The sequence below is a fragment of the Streptomyces sp. NPDC002602 genome (genome assembly GCF_042889445.1).
Lineage (GTDB): Bacteria > Actinomycetota > Actinomycetes > Streptomycetales > Streptomycetaceae > Streptomyces.
The window spans coordinates 416454-434918 of sequence record NZ_JBIAQX010000003.1; the positions used below are offsets into that span (position 1 = coordinate 416454).

Sequence of the window (18465 nt, forward strand, 5' to 3'; positions counted from 1 at the left end):
CGGTGTTTTCCCCCCCGCTGCCGGCGGGGGCTTCCGCCCCCCGGGGGGGGGGCCCCCCCCGCCCCCCCGCCCCCCCCCCCGGCCCCGCGGGGGGGGGGGGGGGGGGGGCGCCCCCCCCCCCCACGACACCGGGCACGACTGCGGACAGCGCTGCGGGGCGCGACGCCGGGGCCCGACTGCGGACAGCACCGCGGGGCGCGACGCCGGGACACGACTGCGGACAGCACCGCGGGGCGCGACGCCGGGACACGACGCCGGGCCACGCCTCCGCCCCTCGGGCTCAGGGGTGCGCGCCGCCCACCTGCTCGGCCAGTTCGGCCGGTTCGGTCGTGGGCCGGGCGCAGACGAAATGCCGGCAGACGTACGCCGTCGGAACGTCGTCCTTCAACGCGCGGTCGGCCAGCAGGGGGAACTCCGCCGCGCCGCCGTCCGCCGCCCGTGGCAGTCCGACCGCCACCACCGCGCCGGGAGCCGTCCCCAGCAGCGCCGTCCGGTGCAGCGCCGCCGTCGCCGGATCCTCGGGATGGCCCACCACGGCCACCTCGCGCGGCCCGTCCATCAGCGCCTCCGCGACCGCCAGCCCGTGCCCGATGAAGCGCGGCACCCGCGGCCCGAGCGCCTGGACCACCCCGAGCGCCCGCTCGGCGGCCGTGCGGTGCGCCTGCGAACCCGACTGCGCGGCGTACGAGAGCAGCGCGCCCGCGGCCGCGGTCCAACCCGAGGGCGCCGCCGTGTCCGTCGGGTCCTGGGGACGCCGGATCAGCTTCTCGGCGTCGTGCGCGGTGTCGTACAACGAGCCGTCCTCGGCGGTGAACCGGTCGAGCACCAGGTCCACGAGGAAGCCCGCGAACTCCAGCCAGACCCCCTCGCCGGTCACCGAGGCCAGCGTCAGGAAGCCCTCCGCGACATCGCCGTAGTCCTCCAGGACCCCGGCGTTGGGGCCGACGTTCCCGTCCTTGCTGGTGCGGGCCAGACGGGGCCCGGCCGTCGCGTCGAAGTGGACCCGCACCAGCAGGTCGGCCGCCTCGGTGGCGCGCTCGACGAGGTCGGGCCGATCGAAGAACGCCCCGCACTCGGCGAGCGCCGCGATCGCCAGCCCGTTCCAGGCGGCCACCACCTTGTCGTCCCGGCCGGGCGCGGGCCGCCCGGAGCGCGCCGCGAGCAGCCGGGCCTTGATGTCGGCGACCTTCTCCGCGTCCGGCGCCGGCCCGTCCTTCGGGAGTCGCAGCACGGACGTGCCGTGCTCGAAGGTCCCCTCCTCGGTCACCCCGAAGCAGGCGGCGGCCGCCTCCCCGTCCTCCTCGCCGAGCACCTCGCGCAACTGCGCCGGTGTCCAGGCGTAGTACGCGCCCTCCACGTGCCGGCCGGTCGACGGGTCCTCGCTGTCCGCGTCGAGGGCGGAGGCGAAACCGCCCTCGCGGGTACGCAGCTCCCGGACCATGAAGTCCGCGGTCTCCAGCGCCACCCGGCGGGCGAGCTCCGATCCGGTGGCACGCCAGAGGTGGGCGTAGACCCGACACAGCAGCGCGTTGTCGTAGAGCATCTTCTCGAAGTGCGGCACGACCCAGTCCCGGTCGACCGAGTACCGGGCGAACCCGCCGCCCAACTGGTCGTAGATCCCGCCGCGGGCCATCGCCTCACAGGTGTCGGCTGCCATCTGCAGGGCCCCCTCGGACCCGGTCCGGGCGTGGTGGCGCAGCAGGAACTCCAGCACCATGGACGGCGGGAACTTCGGCGCGCCGCCGAACCCGCCGCGGGTGGCGTCGTACTCCCTCGTCAACGCGAGCAGCGCACGCGCCGCCTCCTCGGGGCCGGGGGCCTCGGCCTTGCCGTAGTCCAACTGCCGCTCCGACAGGTCCCGCGTGATGCGCGACGCGACCTCGGCGACCTCGTCGGGCCGGCCGACCCACGCGGTGCGCACGCCTTCGAGCACCTGGGTGAAGGAGGGCATGCCGTGCCGGGGCTCCGGCGGGAAGTAGGTGCCGAAGTAGAACGGTTCGGCCTCGGCGTTGAGGAACACCGTCATGGGCCAGCCGCCCTGCCCGGTCGCGGCCTGCACGGCCTCCATGTAGACGGCGTCGACGTCGGGCCGCTCCTCGCGGTCCACCTTGACGTTGACGAAGTGCTCGTTCATGTAGGCGGCGGTCAGCTCGTCCTCGAAGGACTCGTGGGCCATGACGTGACACCAGTGACACGCGGAATAGCCGACCGAGAGCAGAACGGGCACGTCGCGCCGCCTGGCCTCTTGCATCGCCTCCTCTCCCCATGGCCACCAATCCACAGGATTGGAGGCGTGCTGGAGGAGATAGGGCGACTGGGAGTTCGCCAGTCGATTCATGCCCCCATCGTTGCACGACGAGGATCGCGACGCGTGAGCATCCATGCGCGGAGCAAGGCTGCCGCGCATGGTCATGCGGTCGGGCCGCTCCACGTCGACAACGGCGAGCCGGTCGGTGCGCGGGGAGCAGGCGAGCGCATGGCCGTCGGCACAGGCTTTCACGGGCTCTCGGTCGCCTCCTCGGGCATGGAGGCGGCGATCTCTCTCCGCGCGAAGGAGCCCCCAAGAAAGTGAAGCCGTACGGACTCTCGTAGCCGCTCGCGGAGGTCAGCTTCGACCGCGTCTTCAGGTGGTACATGCGCTGCGGAGAGACCGCGCCAGGCAGGCATGGAGCCGACCCGAGCCGGGACCACCCAGAACATCTCCGTGTCCATGCCAGCCGATCTGGTCGGTGAGCTCCGTTCTCGAACCGGCCGCCGGGGACTGCCACATCAACGAGGCTGTCAGACAGCAGCTCGCCATGGATGGGCTCGCCGAGATCGTCGCGGCCCACGAGGAGGAGCACGGCGCGCTCACGGAGCAGGAGGTCGAAGCCGCCACAGGCTCCGTCGGGGCGGGCGCCCCGAGACGACCGAACCTCAGGGCTCTCCCCCCTCAAGTCGACGGGCCTCCGTCAGCGGATCCTTCCGTAGGACGGCCGTGTCCCTCGCCATGGCGCCCAGGTGCCCCAGCGCCCCCGGGGCAAGCGAGGGGAGCAGCGGGATCGTGCGAGTCCACGCGTCGGATCGCAAGAGCCCCAGGGCGATGTCCCGGGCCGCCTCCTTGGCGGGGGGACCGCCGTGGTCGGCGGCTCGGGCGAGTGCCAGGCAGGTCCGGATCACCCGGTCGTGGGCGCCGCTGTCCGCGGCTGGCGCCACCCGGGCGCCCGCCAGGTATGCGGCGGCGGTACCGAGCGCCGCCGCCCGGTCGTCCGGCGTCCGCGCCGCGTCGGCGTGCCGCCACACGGCGGCGGCGTCGCCGTTCACCGCTGCCAGGAGCGCCAGTTCCGCAGGGGGCTGCTGTCCCGACTGACGGGCGCGCCGCCATCTGCCGACCGAACTTTCGACGGCGCTCACGGCTTCGTCCGGAAGGCAACGAAGCCGTTCCAGCAGGGCGAGGACGGCCATCGACCGTTCCGGCGCCGCCATGGAGGGTGTAGCCACGCGCAGCGCGACCCGGCCAAGCATGTCGCTCAGCCGGAGGGCTGGGTTCCGGACGTCCGGGAAGGCAAGAAGCAGCGCCGCCAGCTCGGTGAGAGGGACGCGTGGGCTGCCCGTCTCCATCCGCCGTACGAGGACCTCCACCAGCGGCTCGGCGACGCGTGCCGCCGCCTCCGGGCAGCGTCGTACCAGCCCGGCGGCAACGGCCGTCAGCGCCTGCAGCCGTTGCGCGGTATCTCCCGTCGCCATCGCCGTGGCCGCGGCCTCGTCTCCGGCGTGGGCGAGAGCCTGGGCCACGGCGTTCGCCAGATCGGGGGCGGCTCCGGCGGGTACCAGCCGGGCCGCCGCTCGGGCGTAGCGGGTGACCGGATCGTCCTGTCCGGCAAGGGAACAGCCGAGGGAGAGGGCCGCCAGGTGCCGCGCGCGGGCATGTGTGTCGGGCAGGCACTGCACGAGTGCTTCGGCCTCGTCCGATGCGCCTGCCGCGCTCATGGCCTGGCAGAGTTCTACAGTCCAGTCTTCGGGGAGATACGGGGTGCTCGCGGGCTGTGCGGCAGGGCGGCTCCGCAGGGCCGCCTCCAGAAGTTCCCGGCCGCGATGGAGACGGCCTGCGCTCACCTGGTCGTCCACCTCCAGAAGCAGGTGGAGAAGAGGCTGCTCCGGACGATCGGGGTAGGGACCGTCGCCGGGACGCAGCAGGCCGGTCGATCGCCGGTGCGGGTAGGGACGGTGGGGCGGGGAGGAGGGTCGCGTGTCCTCGGGTTCTGTCGGTGTGGGCTGTGGTGTCGGGGTGACTTGTGCGCTGTGGGCCATCCGCACTTTGTTCAGCGCCGCCCGCTCGGCGTCAGCTTTCCTGCGCTTCGCCTTGCGCTCCGTCTCGCTTTTCTCGGCAGCCGCCTGCGCTGCCTCGACGGCCCGTCGCGCCGCCTCGTTCTCAGCTGCATCAAGGATCGATTGCGCCCGTTCCAGCAGGGGGTCCCCGAGCATCCCGACGCGCCGGCCTTCCGGTACTGCCTCCATCTGACGCCTGACGCCGTCAGGGTCGCCCTTCGACTCCATGGCCACTGTGGCCATGGCCAGACGCTCCAGTGTCCCGGCGAGTTCGCGGCGCAGGTGGGCGCGATCAGCTTCGGACAAGGCATCGGACGGGGAATCGGAGTCCCTCACCGCCTCGATCGCCTGATGCATCCGGGCTCGGGCCTTCCGAAGCTCTTCGGCGGCTCGGCGGTGTCGCTTGGCGGGCAAAGTGACGAGCACCGACGCCGCAGTGGCCAGGACGTCGACCGCCCTCAGTCCTTCCGTATCGCCAAGTTCCTCGCAGATGGCCTCGATGCGATCACCAGCGTGCGGGCCGAGGTAAGGCGCGACCTGCGCCACCGCGCCGTAGAGTTCCACTGCCGCGGTCCGGGCGCGCAGGTCACCCGCGCTGAGCGTCTCCGCCCTGCAGTACAGCGTCATGACGGCATCCAGTTTCCCTGCCGCCTCGGTGATCGCTGCTGTCCCGGCCGCCGGGTCCTGGAGCACTGCGCGGAATATGGGCAGGGCGGCGCCGGGACCGTTCAGACGGGTGAGCGTCCCGGCGGCGCCGAGGAGTCGTACGTACGGCTCAGGGTCTCGGAAGGCACCGGGAAAGCCCTGATGCGCACGGTCCCGGGCCAGCCACTCCGCTGTCTCCCGCACCAGGGCGTCGACACTCAGGTTGGTCCGTCCCACGAAGGGCTGTCCCGCGTATGCCAGTTCCACCGCCATGTCCGCCAGGTGTACGGCCCTGTCGACGGCCGTGGGCGCGGAGCGGGCCAAGCCGCGTGCGCGCTCCGGATCCCCGAGCCGGACGTGAAGAGCCGGGGCTCCATCGGGCACGTACGTGTCGTACGTCCGGCGCAGCAGGAACCGCGCACCGTAAAGGCAGGTGAGTGTCGCCAGACGGTCGGCACCGGATGTGACGTCCGCCGCCGCATTGATCTCCCTCTCGAAACCGTCCAGCTGGGCGAGCGCGATTTCGGGCCCGGCTGTGCGGGCAAGCCGACTCAGGCGGAGCACGTCGACTACGTACGCGGCGCGTTCGGCCGTACCGGTCAGCAGACGGAGCTGATGTGTCAAGGGGTACGGAGGAGTGTCGTCCGGCCAGCCGGCCGCGCGCCACCTCCGCGACCAGACCAGCAGTTCCTCGGTGTACCGCAGGACCGCAGCCCCTCCCAAGCCCTCGCGCACCGCGCGCACGAGGCGGGAGTCCGCCAAGGCGTACGTCCCGAGCACCGGATCCTCGGTCACGAGGGCGCGCCCCGCCGAGCCCTGTACCAAGCGGTCGAGGTGGTCCACGGAGAGCCCGGTCAGCTCCGCCAGGTCCGTGATCCGCAGGCCGCCGTCCGCCACGGCCAGCAGCGCCGCGACCCGTTCGCCCAGCGCAGTGGCGTCGGGTGGTGGCTGTCGGAGCTGCGGTACCCCGGCGATGGGCAGGAGCGTTCGCAGATGACGGCTCTGACGTAGCGGATGTCGCTTCTCGGGAACGTCGCGGGGAAGGGGGGCGCAGCGCCGAAGAGAGACGATGACGCGCATGTTGGGCGGTGGGAGGGAGGGCAGGAGCGCGGCAATGCTCTCGCGCGCGGACCTCCGTACGACTCGGGCCGGGCCCTCGGGTTCTCCCCCGATGCGGGCCCTGGACTTCGGAGCCCCGCCCGCGCCTGCCCGGCCCGGCCCGGCCACATCGCCCGACCAGGCCACATCGTCGTCGAGTCCGTCGATCACGAGCAGGAGGTTCCGTCCGTGCCTCGCGCTCTTCGCGGCGGCTTCGGCGAAGAGTGCGTTCCACGCCCGGGTGCCCTTGGGGACCGGGCTCCCGGACCTGCCGAAAAAACGGTCGATCTGGCCGGCGATCTCGTTTTCGAACTCGGCTCGTGTGTCCGTGCCGTGAGCCGCTGAGACGAAGAAGGTCAGGATGTCGCTACCCATTGGGGGCTTCTGACGGACGTAGCCGGCGAGCAGCGTCGTCTTGCCCACGGGGCCGTCGGCGTGCCAGCACAGGCAGGACGGTGCCCCGGGGCGGGAGTCCTGGGCAAACGCCTTCATCTCCGTACGTTCGTTCGCCCGCACGCGGACCTCGGCGGCGGAGACGTCGGGGGCCGAACCGTGCAATCCGATGAAGCGAAGGCCGGGGTCGGCCTGCCGCCGGTTCACGGAAATCTGCCCGTGCTGCGCGCCCCTTGCCTCCTCCTTCGCCGCCCAAAAGGCGGCTTCCCACTCGGCGTCCGAGTACGTCGGCGTGCTGTGTCCGCTCTGCGACCTGGCCACTACCGCCAAGAAGTCACGCCATCGGTCCGGCGAGGGGACCCTCTTCCCCTCGATCCAGCTTTGCAGCGTCGAGCGAGAGACACCCAACCCCTTGGCCACGCCGTCATAAGTGAGTTTCTCGGAGTTCCACGCCTTCTGCAGCATTCTGCCCAGCTTGTTCCTCGCGCTTTCGGCTGACCCCCTCACCGGCCCGCTCCCGTCCGTGTTCGCTGCGCGGAAAACTTGGCTGCCGCCGTACGACCCCAGGCGTTTGACCTGCGGAAACCGTGGCGCGATGGTCGGCGCAACTTCACGGCACAAGGCCGCCGCCGCCAGTCTGGAGCCATCACCGCAGCAGCCGAAACCAGCTCCCGACAGAAGGACGGCCCATGTCCCAGCTCCCTGAACTCCTGCCCTACACCCTGCTCTTGAGCGGAACTGCCGGCCTACTCTATGTGGTCGCCCTGCTCACCGTGGCCCTCGTCTCCGTCCTCGCCTCCGCAGAGGAGCGCCGCAAGGACGCGCGGGCGACGCTCAGCATCCTTGTGCGTCGGCGACCGCGTTGAGCGTGGGGAAGGCGTCCGACGCCGCGCACCGGCCGCACCGGCGCTTGTGGCGGCCCTGATCAAGTGGAACGAGCGCACGGCCTTGAGTTGGAACTCGGGAGCCTGAAGTGCACTTCGCTTGCATACGCTTTCGCCGACCAGGCATCGATGACCTGAAATCGTCTACCAGGAGCGGGAGTTGCCGTAAACCATCTACTGTGTTGCCACCCGCTCAAGCCGTGGCGGGGCCTGCAGCACTGCGACCGCAGTGCTGCAGGCCCCGACGCGGAAGGAGTGGCATGGGGAAAGCACCATGTAGATGGCTGAGGCGCCACAAGGAGGAGCTGTCTCTCATCCTGGTGGCCGGAGTGGTCAGCGCAGTAATAGCCAAGGTGTTCGACCACCTCTGCTAGATGGCCGTTCTCGACGCAACTTGCGCGTCGAGAACGGCCGGCCCCAGCAGTGAGTGGTTCCCGTTCCGCGCACACGGGACGGGAACCACTCGCATCTCGCCGGTCTCCCGGTGGGGTACCGCCGGGGCTGCCGAGACATCGGCAATCCCCGAGTTTAGACCTTTGCGTAGGCGCCATCCGGCCAGGTGATCGAGCACTTGAACCAACAAGGACCATCACGGCCGGCGAAGCGCTTCCCGCTCACTGCGGGAGTGGCCCGTCGGGAGCCTGCAGAGCCCTGGAATGGGCTTTCCCCGCGTGGGCGGGGACGTCCCGCACTTCCGGTCTTCACGGACCGCTGGCACCTGTTGATTTCAGGCTATTGAACAGAAGGGGGTAGCACGGAGGTGCCCGAGGCCCGACCGCCGATTCCCGCCGGGCAGCGCGTCGGCTGGGATCCTCGCTTGCAGCCGTGTATCCCCACCATCGACCTCGACGGTGCGACCGCGCACCGCTCCCTGAGCGAGGTTCTCAACCGGGCCGACAACCTGGCCGCCCTCGACTGTGCCTCGCCGGGCGAGACCGTCGCCGTCATCGAGTACTTGTTGGCCATCTGCTTCGCCTCCGGGACCTGTCCTTCCTCCGACGAGGACTGGAATGCATGGATCCTTGACCAAAGACCCCTCGCGCCGGCCGCCGCGTGGCTGTTGAAGCAACCGGCGGACTCCTGGGACCTGTTCCATCCCACGAATCCCCTGGCACAGAATTCCGACCTGTCGGAGGATCTCCGCAAGAGCGGCACCGGAACCGCTCAGCTGATCATCGAGCACTCAGGTGACTACAACCAGCACTTCGACCACCATCATCTCGAACGCGACACCCCTCTCCCGGCAGCGGACGCGTTCCGCGCCACCCTCACACAACACGTCTACGGCCCTTATGGACGGGCACGCATGTCCGGGGCCGAGCTCGGCGCCAGGGTCACCAATCTCGCGGCGGGCCGTCTGACAAGTCGAATCCGGGTCCTCGCCCTCGGGAGAACGTTCGGCGAGACGCTGCGTCTGAACCTCTATCCGCCCGACGGGCCGGGGAAGCCACTCAACACCTCCTGGACCACGTCCGTCTTCGAGCAGCGCAGGTTCGAAGAGAAACGGAAGCCCCGGGCACCGCGGAGCTCCGCGGACCTGCACAGCGCCCTGGGGCGTTCCGTGCTACTGCGTCCGGCACGCGGTCCACACGGGCAGCTCATGGTCGACCGGGTTCTCATCGGAGCCGGTGAGGTACTGGATCTCGCCCCGGAGCGTCATCTCCAGGACGCTGTGTACAGCACGACGACGAACGGCGTGTCCAAGCCTCTGTGGCCTTCGCCCAGTCGAGCCCTCTGGCAACAGGCCCATGCTCTGTACGGCGCCGTCAACGAGGGCCGGGGCGGGATGTACGTGCGGCTGCGGTCCCTTCTCCCGTACCGGCGACCAGAGCCGGAGGGGCCGGACCCGGAAACGCAGCAGGGTGCCCCGTACCATCTCTGGGCTGTCGGCCTCCTGACCAACAAGACGCTCCCCGTCATCTGGACCCACGGCGCCTACCCCTACGCCCCGGGCATGGCCGCGCACCTCTACCGCGCGTCGCGCCGCGGCTCGGACATTGCCGAACACATGGCGCGGACTCTCAAGAACGCGGCGATCGTGGCCGCGGAGACCGCGTTCCCCGCCATGAGGGCCGCGGACGAGGCCGGTCAGGTGGCACGACTCGATGCCCGGTACGACTTCTGGCCCGCAGCCGAGGACCCCTTTCACGAACTGCTGGACGAGGTGATCGACCGGGGGCTTGAGGACGACGACCCGGTGTCCGCTCCCTTGGTCGCCTACGCAATGAAGTTGATGATCATGGCTCGCACCCGGTTGCTCCAGCTCCTCGACACCCTGCCGCCCGGCGACCGCTACAACCGAGCGCGGGCCCGGGCCGTGCGACTTTTCGAGGAGGCCGTGTCCGGCGACCGAGCCCCGGCCGAACTCCGAGGGGAGACAGCACTTGACTGAACAGGATCCGTCGGCCGGCACGGAGACGGGGGCGCCCCGCTTCCCGCACGACAGCGCGGCACTCACCACTTGGCTCACCACCCTCGTACGCAACCGCGAGTACGGGACGCTCGCCGAACTCCGCCGGTCCCGGGTTCGTACCAACGCGCACATCCGCGCGGGCTGGTACGGAGGCGACGACCACCGCGACCTCTTCGAGCGGATGGCCTTCCTGTTCGCGATCTACCACCAGGGGCGCCCCACACCCTCGTACGGCCACGGCAGTCTCGGCGCCGCGGCCCGCAGGATCGGGGACGGGACCGGGCGCGGGCCGGACAACCCCGGCGCTCAGCGGCTTCTGGACCGTGTCGTCGCGAGCCGACGCGTTCCCTGGAGGCACCTCCAGCACGCGATCACTCGGCTCCGGTCCTGTGAACAGCCCCCACCGTCCTGGACCACCCTGACCGAAGACCTCATCCGGTGGAACGACCGCAAGGCGCGCATCGCTTACGAGTGGTCGGTCCATTTCCACACGCCTCCGGGAACAGCCGGGAAGCATGGAACGAATTCATGACGCAAACGACTCCTCCACCGACGATTCCACCGACGACTCGAAAGGACACCACCTCGTGACCGAGCCACGTCGGAGCCAGTTCCTCTCCTTGCATCTCATCGAAACCCTGGCTGCCGTCCTTCCCGTCCGCGACGAGAATTCCCAGCCCAAATCGCTTGTTTTCGGCGGTGTGGAACGCCACATGATCACGAGCCAGGCCCGCAGGCGCGCCGAGCGGGTCCACGCCCGCAACCGGGCCAACGCCGGCTTGGGGGAGCTCAAGGGACGAAGCATGGGCGTGCGTACACGGGAGTGGGCCCTTCTGGCCGGCCGTGAACTCGAGTCCGCCCATGGCTGGGACCGGGACAGGGCTCTGGTCACGGCCCGCGCGGTGATGGAAGCCAGCGGTCTCAAGTTCGGCGATCCGAAGAAGAAGACCGTGGCCAATCTGACCAAGGTGCTCATCTTCGCGCCGTCCGACGCCGGAGCGAAGATCGCGCGCCACATCGTCGACCAGGCGGCGGAGGTCGAGGAGTGGCGCGACGCCTATCTCGAAGCCCAGGCTCGCGCCGAGGCGACGAAGAAGACACGCCGCGGGGCGAGGAGCAAGGACGCGCCGGCACTGGATGCGGAGGAGACCCCCGCGGAAACCGCTGGGGCCGTCGCCCTCCCTCCGCTGCCCAAGGCCACCCGCGACGCCGTCCTGCTGGCCCTCGCTCCCCGGGACGCCGTGGACATCGCTCTCTACGGTCGGTTCCTCGCCGAGATTCCCGACTCGCCCAACGTCGACGGCGCCGTCCAGACAGGACATGCCTTCACCGTGCACGAAGCAGAACAGATCGAGGACTTCTACGCGGCCGCCGATGATGCGAAGCTTGATCGCAAACGCAATGCTCTCGATTTCCTCGACGCCGCGGACGACGCGGGCGCGGGTATGACCGGGTACCAGTCCCTGATCTCCGGCACCTTTTACCGACACGCAGTCCTCGATCGTACGCAGCTTCGCGTCAATCTGAGGGTAGCCGGAATGGACGAGGCCGAGGCCGAACAGGTGGCGTCCGAGGCCGAGAAGGAGTTCGTGAACTCCTTCGTGGAGGCATTTCCAGAAGCGAAGAAGAACTCCACCGCGTCCACCGGTTCGCTGCCGGCGCTCGTCCTCGCCTTCGAAGGGGAACGCCCCTACAACTACGCGTCCGCCTTTCAGAGGCCGGTCGACGAGGGGTCCTTGTCGGCTGGTGGGGAAGGACCGGCGGGACCCGCCGCCGTACGCAGACTGCTGCGCCACCACACCTTCGTCAGCGGCCGTCGCGGCGATCTGCGTACCACGCGGTTGCTCACGTACGACCCTGAGATCGATCTGCTCCTGGGAGAGCTGGGACTGCCGGAGTCGCTGTCCGTGGTGGAGCGGGTCGAGGACCTCACACCGTGAGCGACACGAACGACTCGCACGTCCTCCTCATCCGGTTGGCAGGCCCCCTGCAGTCCTGGGGCATCGCCGGCAGGTTCGCCCGTCGCGACACACACAGCCGTCCGACGAAGTCGGGCGTGATCGGTCTGTGCGCCGCAGCCCTCGGACTGCCCCGGGAAGAACCCCTCGGGGAACTCGCCGAGGTGCGCTTCGGAGTGCGGGCCGACCGGCCCGGCACGTCGTTTCGCGATTACCACACGGTTGGCGGCGGAAAGTATCCGCTTCGTCCGCGGGACCTGATCACCGACCACCAGCGAGCTGCCAAGGCCACCACGGACTCGTTGCCGACGCCACCGCAGGACGACGCCTTGGAGCCCCGGCCGTTCGGACGTGCCGAGCTGCAGACCTGGTACGGCTCACCGAAGTACGTCGTCGCCGATCCGAGGTCAGGAGTGCTCGTCTCCGGAGAGGTTCGCCGCCACAGCCTGATCACAGAGCGCTGGTATCTCGCCGACGCCGCCTTCCTCGTCGGTCTGGAACACCAGGACAGGGCTCTCCTGGAGCGTGTGGCCCACGCCCTGGAGTACCCGAAGAGGCTGCTCTGGCTCGGCCGCAAAGCCTGTCCGCCGTCGGGTGACCTCGCCGTCGGTATCGCTCCGGGCTCGCTCAAGGAAGTCTTCGAGACACACTCTCTGCTTCCCGATGCCGTCGGTCCCGAAGCCGAACCGGCGGTAGCCGCGCGGCGCGTACGCCCATGGGCCTGGATCGAGAGCAGACGGCCGCTCCCCGGCGTCGGCCCCCTGGCCGACCAGCCCGTGCAATTCGGGGCGGACGGAGGGACCCACAGCCTCCGCTGGGAGACCCGCCACCGCATCACCATCGCCGCACACGCCCGAGGATGGGACATCATCCCGTGAACATGAACACCACCGCGTCGAATGTGTCGTCGGGCGCGGGTCGGGCCGCCCGATTCGTCGCCGCGCAGACTCTGTTGGCCCTGGATGCCCGACATCCTTTCGCCGGCAAATCGCTCATCGACGCACAGGACATGCACCGAACCGTCATGAGCGGCTTCCCCGGCTGGGTGGAAAATGGCAGCCCGGATCCTCGTGCCCAGATGGGCATCCTGTCGACCTGGACCGTCGACCTCCGGCAGGCGCGGCTCAACCTGGTGGTCCAGTCGTCACTCCCCGCCGACTGGAGCGGCATTCCCCGTACGGCCCTGGCCGAGAGGCCGGAGCCTCTTACCATCGATCGCACCTTCCGCATCGGCGACAGGGTCGCCTTCCGCACGGTTGTCAATCCCGTCCGCAGCGTTCCGCCTCCACCGGGCTCTCCTTCGAAGACTCGGGGCACCCGTGTCCCCCACACACGCCCCGAACACGTGAAGGGATGGTTCGCACGCCGCCTCCAACCGCCCGGCGAACCCGCGATCGCCCCGGACGGCGTCACCCGCATCGGAGCGGACGCCGATACCGATCAGATCGCCGTACGCATGCTCCCGAACACTTCGAGCCCAGCACCGCATAAGGGCCTGCGCATCGGTCGTGCGGAAATCAAAGGCACCCTCACGGTCACCGATCCCGAGACCTTCGTCGCGGCCCTCGCCCAGGGCATCGGCCACGCGCGCGCGTACAGCTGTGGGCTCATCCTCGTACGCTGAACCGCTCAACGGCCGACAGGAGACGAACTCCCTCTCGCGGATCCCGCCGCCGACGTTCGGCACCGGCGGCGGGGCTCTCCGCACACCTGCCCGTGAGGTCCCCGGGTCGGGACTACCCAGTTGCGTTCATCCACTGACACCAGTGACACGCGGAATGGCCGACCGAGAGCAGAACGGGCACATCACGCCGTCGTGCCTCCTCGAAGCCCTCCGGTGTCCAGGGCCACCGGTCCACGGGATTGTCGGCATGCTGAGGCAGACGAGGGGACCGATCGACGGGACGAGATCGAGGCGGAGCATCCGCTCCTGGACGCGCACAGGGTCTCAATCGAAGTCGTGATGAAGCGGCACCGCGAACGGCTCCCCGCGCTTCTGCCAGAAGACCATGGGCTCGCCGCAGTCGTTCTCGAACGGTTTCACGGTGTCGTTCAGAAGAGGCCACCCCGGTCAGGATCATGAACCATGCACAGCGCCGGGGGGCGGGATGGCAGCTCGCATCGAGGCAACCCGGCAGGTCGGAATCCCCGTCCTCGTGTCCGCGCTGACCATCGTTGAAGCAGCACAGGGGAAGACCAACCCGGCACGCTTGACGTGGGTGCTCTCCCGACTGCGGGTGGAGCCGGTCAGCCACGGAAGACTCCCTGACCGCGGTGACGCTGCTCCGGGACGCGGGTGGGCTGCACGGACACAAGTACGCCATTGACGCCCTCGTCGCCGCGCTCGCGCTCCGAGCCCCGGCCCAATCGTCCTGACGTCCGACCGCGACGACTGGACGAGGCTTTGCGGGAAGCGCGTGATCATCAGAGAGGTCTGAGACCGCGGACCCGTTCCGTCCGCCCCCGGTACTCGGAGCGGCGGGTGGGCCCGCCGCCGGGTGATCATCTGAGCAGCGGGGACAGGGCGTGTTCCCAGGTGGCGCGGGTGGTGGGCCAGGTGGGGGCGCAGTCGCGGGTGCGGGCGGCGAGGTCGGGGTGGCGGTCGGGGGCCGCGCCGTGCAGGAGGCAGAGGTAGGCGGCGGCGCGGTCGGCCGGCGGGGCGTGTTCGTCCTCGCCCGGGTCGGTGTCCGCCTCGCGCGCCGCGAGGAGTTCGTACTCCTCGGCGGCGGTCCGCAGGGCGCGTTCTCCGTCCGGGCCCTCGCGGAGCAGCATCAGGGCCGCGAAGCGGTCGGCGGTGTTCTCCTCGTCGGGGTCGGGTCCCACGGGGAGTTCGAGGGCGTCGACGAGGGCGTGGCCCGCCTCGTGGTAGACGCTCTCGGCGACGATGGCGCCGACCTTCTCGTCCGTCGTGAGGAGTTCCCGGTCCTCCGCCATGTCGTCGTAGCAGAGGTCGATGCGGTGTGCGGCGGGGTCGTAGGCGGTGCCCTCGCCCGCGCAGGAGCGGGCGACGACGGTGACCCGGTCGGGGAGGTCGAGGTAGGCGTTCAGGCGGGTGACGGCCCGTTCGGCGTGCTTCCCGTCGCGCAGGAAGGCGGCCTCGCGTTCGTCGCCGGCGGCGGGGGCCTCGTACCGTACGGCGAATCCGCGCGGCGGGGGTGCGCAGCCGCCCGACAGCAGGGCCGTCGCGAGGGCGGCGCAGAGCGCGGCGGACAGTGCGGCGGATGCGGTGCGGCGTCGTTCGGCGGCGCGCGTCGGTGTCCCCGTCATCGTGCCGCCCCCACCACACTGTCGGATGTTCCGATCAGCCTATCGATCCGTGCGGGGACGCGGTGGAGCGGCGGCCGAGGGCCGGACCGTACATATATGCACGCGGTCGACCGAAGACGCGCCAACTCCCTCTGAACCGGTTCGGATTCCCTCGCGCTCGTGACCGTCCCGCAGGACACTTGGGGCACGTTGCCGGAGCGCTCTGAGGGGGATGCCGATGCGGGACAGTCATCGTGTGGAGGCCGAACGGCTTCTGGTGCGAGCCGTGGACGAGGAGGAGCGCCGGGCCGCTCCGGGGGCGCCGGTCGACAAGGCGGCCCTGCTGGCGCGCGGCCGGGAGTCCCTGGACACGATCGCCGCGAGCGCCTCCGAGGAGTACGAGGCCTACGTGCGCGCCGTGGACGAGGCGGCGGCCGGCGACCAGTCGCTGGGCGAGGCGTTCCGGCGCGCGAACAGTTCGACGGCGTTGCTGGTCACGGCGGTCGGGGCGGTCGCTGCCGTGGGGGCGGACCTGGCCTTCGGCGTGGCGGCCGGTACGGCCTTCAGCACGGGCATCGTCGTGGGCGTCGCGGGGGCGGCCACGACGGCGGCCAAGGTGACGGCCCTTCATCTGCCGGCGGCGAACCGACGGGCCGGGGTCGCGGGCAGGCCGGGCGGTCCGGAGCAGTTGAGGCTGCAGTGGCTGTCGGCACTGGAGGTGCGCGGGATCCGTCCCTTCCTGGAGCAGCAGCGTCTGGTGGCGACGGCGGTGCGCAATCCGCCGCGCGTCCGGTCGGGCGTCAACGGCGGCGCGGTCGGCCTCGTCAAGCAGACGACGGGCTCCGGGCCCGCGCTGCGCGGCACCGATCGCAGCGCCGAGGCGCGGCGGCGCAGTGTGCTGGAGCAGTCGTTCAATCAACTCCCGCGCACGGACGAGGGGTTCACGGGCCGCCGGGTGGAACTGACCCGTATCGCGCAGTGGGTGCAGGCGGCGCGGGCCAGTACCGAGACCCGGCCGGTGGTCGTGGTGGTGCACGGCGAGCCCGGTTCGGGGCGTACCGCGTTGGCGTTGCGGGCGGCGCACGCGCTGCGGGACCAGTTCCGCGGGGCGTGCGTGGTGGACCTGCGGGGCGGTTCCCCGCACGGCGGCGCCGCGGAGGCCCCGCTGTCGACGCGGGAGGCGCTGTTGCACCTGCTGAACCGGCTGGGCGCCCCGCGCGAGCAGTTGCTGTTCCGCGAGGGAGCTTCGGCGGAGCAACAGGTGCGGCGGCTCGGGGAGTTGTACCACCAGCACCTCCAGGGGCTGCCGGTGACGGTCGTGGTGGACGACGCGGTGGACGCGGCGCAGGTCCGGACGCTGGTTCCGGAGCGGTCCGAGAGTCTGGTCCTGGTGACGGCCCCCGGCCCGCTGGAGTTGCCCGCGGACCTGGCGGCGTGGGTGCACCAGCTTCCGCTGGCCCGCCTGTCGGAGCCGGAGGCGGCCGAGGTGCTGCGCGCCGGCGCGGAGGCTGCGGGCGGCCCCGCGTACGGCGAGGGGGCCGGGCGGGAGCTGTTGGGGCTCGGCGCGGGGCTGCCGTTGGCGCTGCGCGTGCTGGCTCCCCTGGGGGAGGCGGAGGCCGCCGGGGGCTCCGGCGGCACCTTGGAACACGCGCTGGACCTGGCGTACGTACGACTGCCCGAGGAGCGGCGTCGGCTGTTGCGGCGTCTGACGCTGGCCGGGCGTGCCTCGCTCGGGCCGTCCGCGGCGGCGGCGCTGATCGACGCGGATCAGGTGGAGGCGGGGCGGCTGCTGCGCGATCTGGCGCGGGCGGGTCTGCTGGACCCGGTGCGCGGGGAGCGGTACCGGATGCACGACGCGGTGCGCGCGTACGCGGCGGCGCGGTTGACGGCCGACGAGGACCGGGTGGAGGCGGCGGCCGCCCACGAGCGGCTGATCCGCAACTACGCGCAGCTCGCGGACTCGGTGATCCGGATGGTCGACGGGAAGATGTCCACCCGCGCCAACCACTTCGGCGGGCACGGTTTCGCGTCCTTGGACGCGGCGCTGCGCTGGCTGGACGACGAGTCGAGCTTCATCACGGCGGCGCTGCGGCACTCGCAGGACGTGGATCAGCAGGCGGTGCTGGACCTGCTGGGCGCGCTGTGCGACTTCTGTCTGCTGCGCGGGGACCTGTACCGGCTGGGCGAGATCAACGAGCTGACCCAGGCCGTGGAGGCGGGGCAGCGGGGGGAGCCGGGGCGGGGCGGCCGGATGGCCCGCTCGGTGCAGTGGCGCACGGGCATCGCCGCGCGCCAGCTCGGCGACCTGGACAAGGCCCGCACCACCTTGACCTCGGTCGTCGACCAGTACATGGAGGCCGAGCAGGAGGCGGGCGCGGCGATGGCCCTGGTGTCGCTGGGCATCACCCTGCACCACCAGGGCAACCTCCCGGAGGCGGCGGCCCGACTGCGCGAGGCGCTGGCCCTCCAGGAACCGCAGGAACTGGCGGGCGACCGGGCGTGGGGGTTGCACGCGCTGGCGGCGGTGCAGCGGGACCGGGCGGAGCTCGGGGAGGCGCTGACGCTGCTGGAGCGGTCGATCGCCCTGCACCGGGAGAGCGAGAGCGTGCACGGGGAGGCCTGGGCGCACTTCCAGCTGGGGCAGGTGTACCTGCGGATGGGCGCGCCGGAGCGGGCGGAGCCGGAGCTGCGGCTGGCCCTGGAGATGTACGGGCGCACCCGCGACGACCGCGGCCAGGCCTGGGCGCTGACCCAGTTGGGCCGGGCGCGGGTCGTGGACGGGGACCCGGGGCCGGCGCTGGAGCGGTTGCGGGACGCGCTGGCCCGGCACCGGCTGGCGGAGGACGCGCGCGGCGAGGCGTGGACGTTGTACTACCTCGGGCAGGCGTTGGAGGAGGACGGCGAGCGCGACAAGGCGGTGCGGGAGCTGGAGCGGGCCCGGACGATGTTCTCCCGGATGCGGGACGTGTACGGGCTGGCGCACGCCCGGCACCACTCGGGCCGGGTGACGCGTGACCAGCGGGCGGCGCAGACGGGGAACCTGCGGAACTCCGGTTTCGCCCGGCAACTGCTGGTGGACGCGCGGGCCGACTTCCGGCGGATCGGGCTGGCCCACGGGGAGGGCTGGACCTGCCTGGAGCTGGCGATCGTGGACGCGGGCAACGCCCGGGTCCCGCAGGCCCTGGGGCTGTGCGAGGAGGCGGCCCGGCTGTTCGCCTCGTACGGGGACCTGCGCGGGGAGGACTGGGCCCGCTTCCTGCGCTGCACGATGCTGCCGTACGCGGTCCCGCCGGGCCCGGGCGCCCCGGACGAGGCGCGGGCGGAGCTGGCGCGGCTGGCGGCCGCCCCGCACGCGCTGCGCGACCGGCGGCTGGAGGACTGCCTGGAGACGTACGGGGTGATCCTGGGGCGGGGCGTGGATCCGGCGGAGGGCTGGCAGGCCTGGCGCCTGGGCATGGTCCCGAACCTGCGGTCGCGGGAGGTCATGGGGGTGCCGGTGCTGCCGGTCTCCTGACGGTCC

General features: G+C 71.2%; 11 protein-coding genes and 3 pseudogenes. 10 read left to right on the plus strand and 4 right to left on the minus strand.

The features are described from left to right. Nucleotides 1–280: 280 nt before the first annotated feature. A complete protein-coding gene (locus tag ACFYW3_RS11210; RefSeq protein ID WP_389386126.1) occupies nucleotides 281–2338 on the minus strand; it encodes a thioredoxin domain-containing protein in 2058 nt (685 codons plus the stop codon). A gap of 33 nt (nucleotides 2339–2371) precedes the next feature. Between ACFYW3_RS11210 and ACFYW3_RS11215 the strand changes: the two genes are divergently transcribed. Then, nucleotides 2372–2572, plus strand: coding sequence for a hypothetical protein (locus ACFYW3_RS11215; protein ID WP_389386127.1), 201 nt, complete (start codon nucleotides 2372–2374; stop codon nucleotides 2570–2572). Between the two features lie 93 nt (nucleotides 2573–2665). Further along, a pseudogene (locus ACFYW3_RS11220) lies at nucleotides 2666–2876 on the plus strand (hypothetical protein); the annotation flags it as partial. Between the two features lie 40 nt (nucleotides 2877–2916). On the opposite strand, the gene ACFYW3_RS11225 reads toward ACFYW3_RS11220, so the two are convergent. Continuing rightward, on the minus strand, nucleotides 2917–6909 hold the full coding sequence (locus ACFYW3_RS11225) for a helix-turn-helix domain-containing protein (RefSeq protein ID WP_389386128.1): 3993 nt from the start codon (nucleotides 6907–6909) through the stop codon (nucleotides 2917–2919). Nucleotides 6910–7133: 224 nt separating this feature from the next. Here ACFYW3_RS11225 and ACFYW3_RS11230 point away from each other — a divergent pair, with 224 nt between their 5' ends. From ACFYW3_RS11230 to ACFYW3_RS11255, 6 genes are all read left to right on the plus strand, one after another. After that, nucleotides 7134–7310 carry a hypothetical protein gene (locus ACFYW3_RS11230; RefSeq protein WP_359237621.1) on the plus strand — a complete coding sequence of 59 codons (177 nt, stop codon included), beginning with the start codon at nucleotides 7134–7136 and terminating at the stop codon, nucleotides 7308–7310. Between the two features lie 835 nt (nucleotides 7311–8145). Next, nucleotides 8146–9720, plus strand: coding sequence for a type I-E CRISPR-associated protein Cse1/CasA (locus ACFYW3_RS11235; protein ID WP_389386129.1), 1575 nt, complete (start codon nucleotides 8146–8148; stop codon nucleotides 9718–9720). Then, nucleotides 9713–10273 carry a type I-E CRISPR-associated protein Cse2/CasB gene (gene casB / locus ACFYW3_RS11240; protein WP_389386130.1) on the plus strand — a complete coding sequence of 187 codons (561 nt, stop codon included), beginning with the start codon at nucleotides 9713–9715 and terminating at the stop codon, nucleotides 10271–10273. Before ACFYW3_RS11235 ends, casB begins: the two co-directional genes overlap by 8 nt. Before the next feature lie 55 nt (nucleotides 10274–10328). Next, a complete protein-coding gene (locus ACFYW3_RS11245) occupies nucleotides 10329–11681 on the plus strand; it encodes a type I-E CRISPR-associated protein Cas7/Cse4/CasC (protein WP_389386131.1) in 1353 nt (450 codons plus the stop codon). Further along, the gene (gene cas5e / locus ACFYW3_RS11250; RefSeq protein ID WP_389386132.1) at nucleotides 11678–12577 is read left to right on the plus strand and encodes a type I-E CRISPR-associated protein Cas5/CasD; all 900 of its coding nucleotides are present in this window, start codon (nucleotides 11678–11680) and stop codon (nucleotides 12575–12577) included. The genes ACFYW3_RS11245 and cas5e overlap by 4 nt, the downstream gene beginning before the upstream one ends. Before the next feature lie 2 nt (nucleotides 12578–12579). After that, nucleotides 12580–13323, plus strand: a complete 744-nt coding sequence (locus tag ACFYW3_RS11255; protein WP_389386261.1) for a type I-E CRISPR-associated protein Cas6/Cse3/CasE — start codon at nucleotides 12580–12582, stop codon at nucleotides 13321–13323. Nucleotides 13324–13450: 127 nt separating this feature from the next. On the opposite strand, the pseudogene ACFYW3_RS11260 reads toward ACFYW3_RS11255, so the two are convergent. Next, nucleotides 13451–13651, minus strand: a pseudogene (locus tag ACFYW3_RS11260) (DUF255 domain-containing protein); the annotation flags it as partial. A 156-nt stretch (nucleotides 13652–13807) separates the two neighbouring features. Between ACFYW3_RS11260 and ACFYW3_RS11265 the strand changes: the two are divergent. Next, a pseudogene (locus ACFYW3_RS11265) lies at nucleotides 13808–14137 on the plus strand (PIN domain-containing protein). A gap of 64 nt (nucleotides 14138–14201) precedes the next feature. Here ACFYW3_RS11265 and ACFYW3_RS11270 read toward each other — a convergent pair. Continuing rightward, nucleotides 14202–14966, minus strand: a complete 765-nt coding sequence (locus ACFYW3_RS11270; RefSeq protein WP_389386133.1) for a DUF4344 domain-containing metallopeptidase — start codon at nucleotides 14964–14966, stop codon at nucleotides 14202–14204. A gap of 217 nt (nucleotides 14967–15183) precedes the next feature. Here ACFYW3_RS11270 and ACFYW3_RS11275 point away from each other — a divergent pair, with 217 nt between their 5' ends. Beyond that, the gene (locus ACFYW3_RS11275; protein WP_389386134.1) at nucleotides 15184–18459 is read left to right on the plus strand and encodes a tetratricopeptide repeat protein; all 3276 of its coding nucleotides are present in this window, start codon (nucleotides 15184–15186) and stop codon (nucleotides 18457–18459) included. The last annotated feature ends 6 nt before the right edge of the window (nucleotides 18460–18465 follow it).

Bases quoted from the DNA above. Each gene is read 5' to 3' on its own strand.
- ACFYW3_RS11210 (WP_389386126.1), bottom strand. From the start codon at position 2,338: ATGAATCGACTGGCGAACTCCCAGTCGCCCTATCTCCTCCAGCACGCC.
- ACFYW3_RS11225 (WP_389386128.1), bottom strand. From the start codon at position 6,909: ATGCTGCAGAAGGCGTGGAACTCCGAGAAACTCACTTATGACGGCGTG.
- ACFYW3_RS11230 (WP_359237621.1), top strand. From the start codon at position 7,134: ATGTCCCAGCTCCCTGAACTCCTGCCCTACACCCTGCTCTTGAGCGGA.
- ACFYW3_RS11255 (WP_389386261.1), top strand. From the start codon at position 12,580: ATGAACACCACCGCGTCGAATGTGTCGTCGGGCGCGGGTCGGGCCGCC.
- ACFYW3_RS11270 (WP_389386133.1), bottom strand. From the start codon at position 14,966: ATGACGGGGACACCGACGCGCGCCGCCGAACGACGCCGCACCGCATCC.
- ACFYW3_RS11275 (WP_389386134.1), top strand. From the start codon at position 15,184: ATGCGGGACAGTCATCGTGTGGAGGCCGAACGGCTTCTGGTGCGAGCC.